We start from the raw sequence: 13,445 nt of genomic DNA, 5'->3' as shown, positions 1-13,445 counted from the left end.
CTTTAAATGTAGGAAAAAAAATTAAATAATCTAGAATGTACCTACAACGCCAAAAGTATTGTACCCTGCTTTAAAGCGCCAAGAAATTTTATTTTTTGTAGCTTCTGGATAGCGGTTAGCTTTGTTTAAATAATTATCTATACTATCAACTGTTAGAATACTTATTACTGTACCAAAAACAACATCGGTAGCCCAATGTGCACGATCCCACATTCTTGATAACGGTGTTATAGATCCTACAGCATAAATACCTGCTTTTAACCAAATATTATCAAACTGTTTGGCAAGAGAATGTGCTAACGTCATACTTAACATGGCATGACCCGATGGAAATGAATGGTGACTTGCTTTACTACTAAACATTTCAAAATCGTGTTTTCCTAAACCTGCACCTGGTCTTGCACGGCCTACAACAGTTTTCATAACCGTTTGGAAAACGCCTGTCGCTGTAGCCGAAGAAATCATTAAAACGCCTGTTCGTCTTACTTTTTCATTTTTAGTTAATAGGCCTCCAGCATAGATACCTCCTATAATTAAGTAGTTGTATTGTGGTTTTCCTAAATACCAACCAAATTCTTTTATTCCATCTGGTATATCTTTACCTTGATTTCCAAAATAAGTATCTAAATCTGTATCGACAGAATAAAACAGCGCTTCGCCAGCGATAATGGCTCCTGCAGTTAGCCAATCGTCGCCTTCCCAATGAAATGGTTTTGAATACACGTGCGTGATACCTTTAAAAGCCGATACGCCATCGTATTTTATTTTTTCCCAAGTTGTTTGTTGACTTGGTAATGAGTCCGATGTTTGCTCTATTGTATTTATTTGCGAAAATGCAAATCCACAATAAAAAAAGACACAACTTAAAAAGAATCGTTTCATTTATATCTTATCTTAAAACTGTAAATTCTATCGAAGAATCGTTAAATACCTTATGCGTTTGCGCTTTAAAATCGGTTTCTTTAGCTTCAAAAATATTATCTACATAAGTTTGCGGATTAATATCGATATAAGGGAAAAACGTACTTTGAACCTGTATTTGTATTTTATGCCCTTTTTTAAAGGTATGAAAAATATCTTGCAGCTTTATATTTACATTGGTTTTTTCGTTTGGTTTAAAAGGCTCTGGAGCAGACATACTGTTTCTAAACCTTCCACGCATAACTTCACTTCTAACCATCATATGGTAATTGCTTAATTTTAAATGGTCTTGAACATCGTCTGTGTTTTCGGTATCGTTAGGAAAAACATCTATAACCTTTACAATCCAATCGGCGGCAGTTCCCGTAGTCGCTACTTTTAGCTTTGCTAAAATATCTCCAGCCATCGTAATGTCTCCTTTTAAAGGTTCGGTTTCAAATACTAAAACATCTGGTCGTCTAGCGGAAAAACGCTGGTCGTCTGTCATAAATTTTCGTGGTGTAAACACCACTTTAATATCTTCTGAATAAGGCACAGGTTTCTTTGGATTACTAATAAATTCAGATGCTCTATTCTCTTTACTTGCTTCTTGAGTTAGCTTTTCATCTGTTTGCAAAAAGAAACTCATTTTACTAGTGCTTTCTGGTGGCCATGCGTTAAAAGACGCCCATTTTTTGGTTCCTGTATTAAACATATGAGCTTCTGGTAATGCTGTTTTTCCATTGGCTTCACCTTTAAGGAAATGATTAAAAAACTTGGTTTCTATATTTTTTTGAAAATAATCTGAAATACTATCACCAAAATGCATGTTTCCTATAATTTGTCTATCATTTGATCTTGCCCAATCACCATGACTCCAAGGTCCAAAAACAATTGTATTGTAATTGTTTTTACTATGCTTTTCAATACTTTTATAGGTATTAAATGGACCATATAAATCTTCGGCATCAAATAAGCCACCAACAACCATAGTTGCCGGTTGTATATTTTTTAAATGCTGAATAATACCTCGTTTTTGCCAAAATTCGTCGTAGGTATTATGTTCTTTTAATTGTTCCCAAAACACATTATCCTGACCGTAGTAACTATTTAAATTACTTAACGGACCTGCATCTAAAAAGAATTGATATTGATCTTCTGTACCTATGTCTGGAAACTCGTACCACGCTTTGGTTGTTGGTTGGTCTTTCATATAACCAAATACCGATGTCGCTCTCCAATAGCTTAATAAGTAGGCACCATTATGGTAAAAATCATCAAAAAAGAAATCGCCAATACAAGCTTGTGGAGAAGCTGCTTTTAAGGCTGGATGTGCGTCTAACAATGAATATGTTGTGTAAAATCCTGGATACGAAATACCGTAAGTTCCTACTTTTCCATTATTATTTGGCACGTTATTTACCAACCAATCAATGGTGTCATAAGTATCGCTAGATTCATCTACTTGATTTTCTGTTTTATTGGGAATATAAGCACGCATATTATCGTAAACGCCTTCACTATTCCAACGACCACGCACATCTTGATATACCATAATATTACCTTCTTCCATTAAATATTTGTTAGGGCCTATTTTAGTAGGGAATTCGTTTTCACCATAAGGTCGGCAACTATATGGCGTACGCTTTAACAACATTGGGTATGTTTGTGTGGTATCTTTAGGGGAATAAATTGTGGTGTGCAATTTTATACCATCACGCATTTCTATACTAACTTCTTTTTTTGTGTAATGCTGCTCTACATAAGATAAATCAGTATGTTCACTACTTTTTTTTGTTGTTTTTTTACAAGCAATTAATGTTATGCTAAAGCATAATAACACAAGTATTTTTTTCATGACTGTTGTTAGTTTTTAGAGAGGCTAAATATATTCAATAAAAGTCAAAAAAATGTTAATGGTTTTCTAAAGGCAAAAAATTAAAACTTACACCATCAAACAAACCTTTATCACTCAATTTTAACTCTGGAATAACCAACAATGCCATAAAACTTAAGGACATAAAAGGTGCTTTTAGTTTACTTCCTAAGGTTTTTGCTTGTTTATCTAGTTTTTCGTACTGATTACCAACGGTCTCAGCATTTTGATCACTCATAATTCCCGCCATTGGTAATGGCATACTGTGACTGTTTTTATTAGATACCACAGAAATTCCTCCTTTACTATCAATAGTTAAATTAACTGCTTTACAAATAGCTTCGTCACTAACACCAACGGCAACTATATTGTGCGAATCGTGTGCTACAGAGCTTGCAATAGCACCTTCTTTTAATCCAAATCCTTTTATAAAAGCTACTGCAGGTTTGGTATTATTGTATCTGTTAACAACCGTTATTTTTAAAATATCTTCTGAAGTATTTGATATTATATTTCCATTTTCAATGTGAGCTTTTGCTTCTAATCTTTTGGTTATTAACTCGCCATCAAAGGCTTGGATAACATTTATTGTTGAACCTGTTGAAGGTATCTTAAAGTCTAATATTTTCTTTTTTTCTGTGTCAAATTTATTTAAGGTTTTAAACGGAACATGCTTTACAAACGAGGTGCTATTTTTAAAAACACAGTTACCGTTTATGTATGTTTCAAGCACTTTAAAATCCTTTAAATCCTCTACAACTATTACATCGGCTTGATCACCTTTTTCTAGTAACCCAACATCTAAATTATAATGTTTTACAGGATTTATACAAGCTACTTGAAGCACTTTAAAAATATCTACTCCTTTAGCTACGGCACGTTTACAAAGTTGATTAATGTGCCCTAACAATAAATCGTCTGGATGTTTATCATCGCTACAAAACATCATGTTTTCAAAATGGTCTGGTAGCAAATCTATCAACGCTTCAAAGTTTTTAGCTGCGCTTCCTTCTCTAATAATGACTTTCATGCCTTTTTGAAGCTTCTCTAAACCTTCATTGTAAGTGAAACATTCATGATCTGTCGTAATTCCTGCAGAAATATAGCTATCCAAATCCTGGCCTGTTACTCCTGGCGCATGACCATCAATAGGTTTGTTATATTGTTTCGCCCAGGCTATTTTTTTCATGACTTCTAAATCACGACTTAACACACCTGGATAATTCATCATTTCGGCTAAATATTTAATATCGGGGTTTTGCAGTAAGGTTTTAATACCTTCTGAATCAATGATTGCCCCAGCAGTTTCAAAAGCTGTTGCTGGCACACAAGATGGTGCGCCAAAATTGAATTTAAACGGTGTTTGTTTGCCATTTTCAATCATAAATTTAACTCCTTTAACACCTAAAACATTTGCTATTTCATGAGGATCGGAAACCGTTGCTACTGTGCCATGTTTTACTGCTATTTTAGCGAATTCACTTGGTACTAACATGGAACTTTCTATATGAATATGCGCATCGACAAATCCAGGCAAAATATAGTTTTGAATAGGATGATCTTTTTCTACAATAGACGTGATTTTTTCACCTTCTATTGTAACTTCACCTTTAAATATTCTTTTATTTAAAATATCAACAATATTACCTTGTAATGTCATTTTTGTTCTTTTAGTAAAACTAAAACATTTCTCATAAAAAAAGCGGGAAAAAATCCCGCTTTAATGTTTTATACGTTTCTTATTAATTGTCTTTAAACTTGGTTATACCACTCATCATCCATTCAAAATACTCATTGGCATCTGGTGTATATCCTACGGTTTTTGTTAAATCGCTACCATTTATATCTTGAATAACATATAAGGGCTGCGCATTTGTATTATATCGTTTCTGTTGAAATTCCAACCACTTCTGTCCGTAAGTTCTAATTTTATTTCCAGAAAACTCTGATTCGTATTGTTCGTCTTTTGGTAATTTTTCTCTATCATCAACATATAACGAGATAAGCACCAACTCATTATTAAGCAACTTGAATATGCGATCGTTTATCCACACTTGCTCTTCCATTTTACGACAATTTACGCAGGTAATTCCTGTAAAGTCAAGCATAACGGGTTTATTCACCGATTTGGCATAGGCTAAACCAGTATCGTAATCGTGAAACGCTATAATATCATGTGGCCCAAAATGTGCGCCTTTTGGTAACTCGCGCACTTCTTTCGATGTCGCTGTTGTTCCCACTTGTTTTTTCATATAACCAACGCCATAAGGCGATTCGCTATTGGTACTCATTGGTGGTGGAAATCCGCTAATTAATTTAAGTGGTGCGCCCCAAAGTCCAGGAATCATATATACTGTAAAAGCTAATGTTACGATGGCTAAACTTAATCGGCCAACCGAAATATGGTTTAATGGTGAATCGTGAGGTAATTTAATTTTTCCTAAAAGATAAAGTCCTAACGTTCCAAAAATAGCTATCCAAATGGCAATAAAGACTTCACGTTCTAAGAAGTGCCATTCTAATACCAAATCGACCATAGACAGGAACTTGAATGCAAAAGCTAATTCTAAGAATCCTAATACTACTTTTACCGTGTTTAACCAACCTCCCGATTTTGGCATAGAATTTAACCAACTTGGGAAAAAGGCAAACAATGCAAATGGCAATGCAATTGCCGAAGAAAACCCTAGCATACTTACAATAGGCGCAATACCACCTTTAGTTGCGGCGTCTAATAAAGCTGTTCCTGCAATAGGAAAAGTACACGAAAATGATACTACAGCTAAGGCTAAAGCCATAAAAAATATGCCTAAAATCCCGCCTTTGTTTGCACCTTGATCGACTTTATTAACCCAAGAATTAGGTAGCATAATTTCGAAAGCACCTAAAAATGAGAATGCAAAAATGACTAAAGCAAAAAACATTATGGTATTAAACGTCACCCCTGTAGAAAACTCATACATGGCATTACTACCAAACATGGCAGAAACTGCTGTACCTAAAAGCGTATAAATTACAATAATAAAAAGCCCATAAAGTAGCGCATTTTTAATACCTGATGCTCTGTTTTTACTCTGTTTGGTAAAGAAGCTTACCGTCATAGGAATCATTGGGAACACACATGGTGTGAGCAACACTAAAAAACCTAGAAAAAAGGCCGTAAAGAATATTTTTAGTAAGCCTTTAGATTCTTCTGTATCGTCTATAGTTTCTGCTTCTGAATCACTTTTATCTGTATCTGTTTTACTAGATGAAATAGTTGTTTTCTCTTCGGTACCTTGTGTAGTATTGTTAAGGTTAAAATCTATGGTTTTAAATTTGTAAATGCAACGTTCATCATCGCAAGCTTGGTAAGCTATTTCGACAGAAACTGTTTTTAAGGTATCTTCTAAAACTTCTATTTTTTGAGAGAAAGTAGCTTCACCATCAAAAAAATTCAATTGCATGTCAAACACCTTATCGTACTCGGTAATAGATTCGCTTTCTGTTACTTTTCCTATAAGCTTAAAGCTTTTATCGACTTGTGTAGAATCGAAAAGAAACTCTGTTGGTAATGGCCCGTCTTCTGGAAGATGTTGTGAATACAAATGCCAATGGTCTTCTATATCGGCTTTAAAAATAAGTTCGTATGCGCTTTCTGAAGTTTTCTTAACTTCATGAGTCCATGTTACGGGTTCTAAAATTTGGGATTGAACATTAAAAAAGGTAACAAAAGTTAAGATTAATGTTGCTAAAAATGACTTCATATTTATTGCAATTGAATTTTTATAACTTGTTTAGTTTGTTGCGTTACTTTATATCTGTTGTCGGCACGATACCCAATAATCCAAACAATATCGTTGCCAGAACAAAGTACCAAAATACGTTCTTTTTCAAGTAAGGACACTTTCTCATCTTTTAAGTATTTGCTTACTTTTTTTTTACCACGCATTCCAAAGGGATAAAAATAGTCGCCTTTTTGCCATTGTCTTACACACAACGGGTATTTTAACAAATCTTTATCAATGTAAATAATATTTGCTGTTGTTTTGGTAATATGTTCAACTTCTTGAAACGACAACTTTCCTAAGGGAGTTATCATGTTATTTTGGCCTTCCTTAATTTGAAGTTTTAGTTTCTCGTTACTTAGATTGCTGTTTTTTGACAAAATAAGATAATCTCGATCCTTTAATAACGTGTAATTTTCGGATAATACTTGTTTACCTGATTGGGCTGTAAGTAAATTTATAACATCGTTCCATTCTGAGAATCCGTAAGGTGATAATATTTGATATAAATAGGCTTTAGGGCTTGATAGTGCTTGAATTTTTTCAATATTAAAATAAATAGTTTCTTCAGAAACCTTATCAACAACCGCATTATACACAGCGTCTACTCTATCTTGAATAATAGTTTCACTTTCTTGTAGATAATGTTGTGTTTTTTGAAAATTTTGTAAAAACGTAGGGTTTAGGGCTTTTAATTTTGGAATAACCTCGTGACGTAAGCTATTTCGCAAATATTTTGTTGAGGCATTACTACTATCTTCGCGCCAAGACAACTTATATTCTTTAGCATATGCTTCAATTTGTGCTCTTGAAAACGGCAATAATGGCCTAACAACATAGTCATTAATTTCTGGAATACCAGAAAGCCCTTCTATTCCTGTACCACGAGAAAGATTAATTAAAAATGTTTCCAAATCATCATCGGCATGATGTGCTGTAAGTACATAATCGAACTCGAGTTGTTTGGTTAATTCTTGAAACCAATGGTAACGTAATTCTCTTGCAGCCATTTGCGTTGACAATTTATGATTTTGGGCATAACTTGTTGTATCAAAATTTTGAATAAAAGCTTCTATTTCTAGGTTTTCTGCTAAATCAACCACAAACTTTTCATCGTTATCGCTCTCTTCTCCTCTAAGATTAAAATTACAATGTGCTAAACTGATAGAATATTTTAAAGCATGTAACGCATGAGTTAGCACCACACTATCGATACCTCCAGAAATAGCTATAAGCAAGTTACTGTCTTTAAGAAACGGTAGTGTTTTAGTTAAATGTTCTTGTAAAGCTTTAATCATGTTTCAAAAATACTATTTTAATTTTCCAAAACCTCTCGCATTGCTTTAGCTTTAATTAAACATTCTTCATATTCTTTTACAGGGTTACTTTTTGCTGTTATGGCGCCACCAACCGAATAAGATACGTATTGTTTGGTTTTGTTATATAAAATGCTTCTAATAATAACGTTAAAATCGAAGTCTCCAGAAGGCGAAATATAACCCACTGTACCAGAATATACGCCACGTTTTGTTTCTTCTAAATCTTCTATAATTTTCATGGCAGAGACTTTTGGTGCGCCTGTCATGCTTCCCATTGGGAATGTGGTTTTAAGGATATCGATAGGATGTGTATTCTCATTAACTGTTGATGTAACTGTAGATATCATTTGGTGCACTTGTGGAAATGTATACACTTCGCATAATTCCTCAACAGTAACACTTCCTTTTGTAGCTGTTTTAGACAAATCGTTACGCACCAAATCTACAATCATAATATTTTCGCTACGCTCTTTTTCATCTATCTTTAAAGCTTCTTTTAGCTCTTTATCTTCCATAAAATTGGTGGAGCGTTTTGCTGTTCCTTTTATAGGTTGTGAAATAATGGTATTACCTTGTTTTTTTAGATAACGTTCCGGTGAAGCAGAAAGTATATACTTATCTTCAAATTTTAAAAATGTAGCAAATGGTGGTTTTGAAATTCCATTTAAGTTATTATAAATAGATAATGGATTTAGCATTATTTGCTCTGCATAAAATTCTTGACAAAAATTAGCTTCATAGATATCGCCTCTATGAATATGTTCCAGCATATTTTCTACCTTATTGTAATATTCATCTTTATGAAGACGTCGTTTTATTTTTAATTTTTGATGATCGTTTTCCGTTTCTTTATTAGTATTTTGAATAGTATCTATGTCATCTTCAATCTCATCATCAACCATATTTAAATACTGCATAACAACTTCTTCTCCTTTAATAAAGAAAAGTTTTTTGGGTTGAAAAAACATGAGCTCTGGAAATTTTAAGCCATCAAAATTATTAGAATTTAGGGTTTCAACATCGTTTTTTAAATCATAAGACAGGTAACCAAAAATCCAATCGTTTGTATTGGTTTGGTATTCTTTTAAGTTTTGAAAAGCGTCGTGATAATCGGTAGAAATAGAGGTTAGTGCATCTACAGCTAACACAGCATCGAAATTAGAATAGGCTTTTTTAAAGTTATTAGAATCTAACCAAACTACCTCGTAAAACTGTTGTGCCCAAGCTAATAATTGCTTTTTAAAACTAGTTATATTGTTAGGCTTATATGTATATGTTTTTCGCAAGGGCTAAGCATTATTTTTGCAAAGTACCGAATAAATGCTCTAGCTTACAAATACACTTTAATGAAAATAAAAAAAGCCCTTTTCAATTAAGAAAAGGGCAAGCAAGATAATCGCTGTTTCAAAAAAAAACTCCTAACAATTTATTAACCCTAAACAAATTTAGCTTTTAATTTCAACTTGATTATCTACTATTTCCTTAATAGGCACTATGAGCTTTCCCTGCTCAGTTTTTAATGTTATTGTTATATCATTTACGGCTACTATTTCTCCAGTTACTCCATTAAACGATACAACTTGTCCTAATACAAATAAACGTCTTGTATAGTATGCTTTTAATAAGCTATCTACAACATCTCTAGCGCCTAAACCAACAGCTAATGCTAATGCTAACAGGAAGCCTGCAAGAATCATGGTTATATTATTGGTGATTATACCCGTATCTATTCCGGCTTGATTTAAAGCTGTTATAGTGATGAATGTAAAAAGGATTAAAAAGACTATGCTACTTATTATTTTACCACCAGAAAACCCTACTTCTTTAAAGAATTTTTGTAGTGCGTTTTTTACAAATCCAGCAATATAAAGCCCTATTAAAAACAATGCTATTGCACTAATTAATTGTGGTAAGTAGCGAAGTAGATTGCTTATTTCTTCCGAAATAATAGTCCACTCCATAATTTGAGTTGCTAAAATTAAAAATATTAAAAACAATCCCCATTTAGCGAATGCAGACACTATATTTATAATATTGAAGTTAAGTTTTTTGTCTCCAAAAAACTTAATATCGTTAAGCTTATCGTCTAACTTATCGGCTTTAATTATTCCTAATGCCTTTTTAATGATTTTAACCACTATTTTTGTTAAAATCCATCCTATTAAGAGAACTACAAAGGCTCCTAAAATTTTAGGCACTACTGCAATTACATCATTCCATATTGATGACAGTGAGTTTAGAAGCATATCCTTCCACTCATTAATTTTATTCATGTTGATTAGTTTTTATATATTCTTTCTTTTACTTAATGTTCTTTCTATAACATCGCCTACATTTATTGCAAATAACCTTGATAAGTCCATCAAGAATTTTGCAAAAGCAATATCTTTCATAACCTTACCTTTAAGCTCTTCTGGAGCTGCCCTTAAAGGTTTTTGCAATTCTTTAAACGGGTTTTCCATAACTAAAGCGTATTATATGCGTTAATTAATTTATCCTTGGCACGTTTTAACCTCATTTTCACAGCGCTTCCACCTATGCCTAGTATGCCTTCCAATTCATTAATAGTCAAGTAGTCTTGATACTTAAGTAGTATGATCATTTTATCGTTTGGGGGGATTTTTTCTAATGCTATTTTAAGTTTATCAACTTTCATTTGGTACAAGCTATAATCTTCTTCCTCGTAGCTTTCTTCTTTTATTTCTTTAGCCTCTACTGCATTTTTTTCAATCTTCTTAGCATTATTTCTTGTCACATAATTAACACAATGATTATATGTAAATGCATACAGCCATGTTGAAAATTTCGATTTTCCTTTAAAAGACGACAATTTAACAAATAGCTTTAAAAACACATCTTGTGTTAAATCTTTGGCCTCGTCTGCACTTTTTGCAAAACCATAACATTTATTATAAACCAAATCGGCATATCTATCATACAGTATCTCAAAAAGAACAGTATCATTAGACTGTGTAATCTTAGCTACAAGATCTTCATCTGTCATTTTTTTTGAAATACAATTCGGCCTCAATTATTACTATTCGTTTAGGTTATCTATTTTTTAGACACACTATTTTTTAAGAGGTCACATTAAACTTATTTTTTTTATTTAAATAGTCAATATGCTAAAAAACAGAATGTTATTCGTTTTATATTTTATGGGGCGAGTTAAATCAAATAAAGAATACCAAAAACAATACCGTTTTTATACGAAATCTTTATTCTAAGATAAAAAGTGGTCGCTTTTTTATCTTACTTTTATAATTTGATATGGTTTACTGTTTACCACATCGTGGTTTTATTAGACGTAAGACATTAATAAAACTTTACAATACTCTAGTCTTTAAACTGAAATAAGATGAAGGTAATTTAAAAATTGTTCTGTTTATTAGAGAAGTCATTACATGCTAATATTATTATACAATAACGATTCATCATTTCGTTATATAACTATTATTATTTATATATTTTACCAGTGAAACACTTTTACAACAAGATCCTTCCAAAGCTAGAACCTTTTAACTTTAACAAACACTTTACCTCACAGTTAAAAGATATTAAATGGGTTCTTATTAATGGTATAGCAAATAAAAAAGTTGTTTATGTTTTTAAAAATGAAACAAATCTAGAAATAATCGAAAATTCAAAAATAATTAACACGTCATGGCAACATATTGCTGCTAATTTCATTTCTATAAAAACTGAAGATGGTGAACAAATAGTCTCGTTACATTACAAAGATGATGACTTGCTAGTAATTAATAAAAAAGGTACCGAAGATTATGCTTTTTTTGTAGATGAAAGTAGTTATGAAAATGACTTAAATACAGAAGAAGATTTGAAAAACTTTTTATTAAATAAGTATATAAATAAAGCTAAAAATCTTATTAAAGAGCATGAGTTTTATTACATAAAGAACTTTAAAGAATATGGCCCTTATAGTGTAACCGAACTTTTAGAGCGCGTTAAAAACAATTTAGCAGATGAACGCTGCTTTGTTCGTGATATAAACGAACATGATTATAATAATCGTATTCGTATTTCAGATTTACTTCGAGAATTATAAACAAAAAGCGCAAACTAAGAGTTTGCGCTTTTTGTTTATTGATAAAATTACTTTTTAAACATGCAAAGCACGATCATCGGTTGCAGCTAATGCCGCTTCTTTAATCGCTTCGGTAAAAGTTGGGTGTGCATGAGACATTCTGGAAACGTCTTCAGCTGAGGCTCTGTACTCCATAGCTACAACAGCTTCTGCTATCATATCGGCAGCACGAGCACCAATCATGTGTACACCTAAAATTTCATCTGTATTTTTATCGGCTAATACTTTTACAAAACCATCAATATCCATACTTGCTCTAGAACGTCCTAAAGCACGCATTGGAAACTGACCAACTTTATAATTAACACCAGCTTCTTTAAGTTGTTCTTCGGTTTTACCAACTGCAGCAACTTCTGGCCACGTATATACAACACCTGGAATTAAGTTATAATCGATATGTGGTTTTTGCCCAGCAATAGTTTCGGCAACAAACACCCCTTCTTCTTCGGCTTTATGTGCTAGCATAGCGCCTTTTACAACATCGCCAATTGCGTAAATATTACTTGCGGTGGTTTGTAAATGGGCGTTAACTTCTACTTGTCCTCTATCGTTAAGTTTTACGCCAGCAGCTTCGGCATTTAAGCCATCGGTATACGGTTTACGCCCTACCGATACTAAACAGTAATCGCCTTTAAACTCTACTTCATTACCTTTTTTATCGTCTGCTTTTACGATAACATCATCACCCACACGCTCAACAGACTTTACTTTGTGAGAAGCTTTCATATTAAACTTCTCCTTTTTAAAGACTTTATTTAACTCTTTAGATAACCCGGCATCCATAGTAGGGATAATACGATCCATATACTCTACTACAGTTACTTCGGCTCCTAAACGTTTGTAAACTTGACCAAGTTCAAGACCAATAACGCCACCTCCAATTATAATTAAGTGTTTTGGCACTTCTTTTAGCTTTAACGCTTCTGTAGAAGTTATAATACGTTCTTTGTCTATCTCTATAAAAGGTAAAGTAGAAGGCTTAGATCCTGTAGCAATAATGGTGTTTTTTGCTTCAATTTCTTCTTCTTTTTCTCCTTTAATAGTGATATGCGTAGCATCTTTAAAACTTCCTACTCCTTGGTAAACATCAACCTTATTTTTTTTCATCAAGAAATCGATTCCGCCAGTAGTTTGATCTACAACTGTTTGTTTACGGGCAATCATTTTCTCTAGATTTACTTTAATGTCACCAGGTATTTCTATACCATGATCTTCAAAGTGTTTTACAGCATCTTCGTAATGGTGTGAAGAATCTAAAAGTGCTTTACTAGGAATACATCCTACGTTAAGACAAGTTCCACCAAGTACAGAATATTTTTCTATGATTGCGGTTTTCATTCCTAGTTGAGCGCAACGAATGGCAGCTACATATCCACCAGGACCAGAGCCAATAATGGCTACATCGTATGAGTTCATAAGATTGTTTTTTTCGTATTTATTAAAACGATAACAAAAATACGAATTTCCTTTTACTCAGC

At 32.9% G+C, this 13,445-nt stretch carries 11 protein-coding genes; 1 reads left to right on the top strand and 10 read right to left on the bottom strand.

The window, feature by feature from the left end; genetic code table 11:
• Positions 1–30 precede the first annotated feature (30 nt).
• The 9 genes from R3L15_RS05395 to R3L15_RS05355 all read right to left on the bottom strand — a co-directional run bounded on the left by R3L15_RS05395 (position 31) and on the right by R3L15_RS05355 (position 10,866).
• Entirely contained in the window at positions 31–882 is an 852-nt protein-coding gene (locus R3L15_RS05395; RefSeq protein ID WP_338733709.1) for a phosphatase PAP2 family protein, read from the bottom strand.
• Positions 883–889: 7 nt separating this feature from the next.
• Positions 890–2,758, bottom strand: a complete 1,869-nt coding sequence (locus R3L15_RS05390) for a CocE/NonD family hydrolase (RefSeq protein WP_338733708.1) — start codon at positions 2,756–2,758, stop codon at positions 890–892.
• Positions 2,759–2,813: 55 nt separating this feature from the next.
• Positions 2,814–4,436 (bottom strand): adenine deaminase, encoded by a 1,623-nt coding sequence (gene ade / locus R3L15_RS05385; RefSeq protein WP_338733706.1) that lies wholly within the window; start codon positions 4,434–4,436, stop codon positions 2,814–2,816.
• Positions 4,437–4,518: 82 nt separating this feature from the next.
• Positions 4,519–6,522 carry a cytochrome c biogenesis protein CcdA gene (locus R3L15_RS05380; RefSeq protein ID WP_338733704.1) on the bottom strand — a complete coding sequence of 668 codons (2,004 nt, stop codon included), beginning with the start codon at positions 6,520–6,522 and terminating at the stop codon, positions 4,519–4,521.
• A 2-nt stretch (positions 6,523–6,524) separates the two neighbouring features.
• The gene (tilS, locus tag R3L15_RS05375) at positions 6,525–7,841 is read right to left on the bottom strand and encodes a tRNA lysidine(34) synthetase TilS (protein ID WP_338733702.1); all 1,317 of its coding nucleotides are present in this window, start codon (positions 7,839–7,841) and stop codon (positions 6,525–6,527) included.
• A 17-nt stretch (positions 7,842–7,858) separates the two neighbouring features.
• Positions 7,859–9,148: an aminodeoxychorismate synthase component I gene (pabB, locus tag R3L15_RS05370; RefSeq protein WP_338733701.1), complete on the bottom strand. Its 1,290-nt coding sequence runs from the start codon at positions 9,146–9,148 to the stop codon at positions 7,859–7,861.
• Positions 9,149–9,307: 159 nt separating this feature from the next.
• Positions 9,308–10,135, bottom strand: a complete 828-nt coding sequence (locus R3L15_RS05365) for a mechanosensitive ion channel family protein (RefSeq protein ID WP_338733699.1) — start codon at positions 10,133–10,135, stop codon at positions 9,308–9,310.
• Positions 10,136–10,147: 12 nt separating this feature from the next.
• Complete coding sequence (locus R3L15_RS05360) at positions 10,148–10,324, bottom strand: hypothetical protein (protein ID WP_338733698.1); 177 nt, start codon at positions 10,322–10,324, stop codon at positions 10,148–10,150.
• 2 nt (positions 10,325–10,326) lie between these two features.
• Positions 10,327–10,866: a sigma-70 family RNA polymerase sigma factor gene (locus R3L15_RS05355; RefSeq protein WP_338733696.1), complete on the bottom strand. Its 540-nt coding sequence runs from the start codon at positions 10,864–10,866 to the stop codon at positions 10,327–10,329.
• Between the two features lie 471 nt (positions 10,867–11,337).
• Between R3L15_RS05355 and R3L15_RS05350 the strand changes: the two genes are divergently transcribed.
• Positions 11,338–11,928: a hypothetical protein gene (locus R3L15_RS05350; RefSeq protein ID WP_338733695.1), complete on the top strand. Its 591-nt coding sequence runs from the start codon at positions 11,338–11,340 to the stop codon at positions 11,926–11,928.
• 54 nt (positions 11,929–11,982) lie between these two features.
• Here R3L15_RS05350 and lpdA read toward each other — a convergent pair whose 3' ends face one another.
• Positions 11,983–13,383, bottom strand: coding sequence for a dihydrolipoyl dehydrogenase (lpdA, locus tag R3L15_RS05345; RefSeq protein ID WP_338733694.1), 1,401 nt, complete (start codon positions 13,381–13,383; stop codon positions 11,983–11,985).
• Between the last annotated feature and the right edge of the window lie 62 nt (positions 13,384–13,445).

It is taken from the genome of Mangrovimonas cancribranchiae (assembly GCF_037126245.1).
Lineage (GTDB): Bacteria > Bacteroidota > Bacteroidia > Flavobacteriales > Flavobacteriaceae > Mangrovimonas > Mangrovimonas cancribranchiae.
Note: the sequence above shows the minus strand (reverse complement) of the source record. Positions and strands in the feature narration are given on the sequence as shown.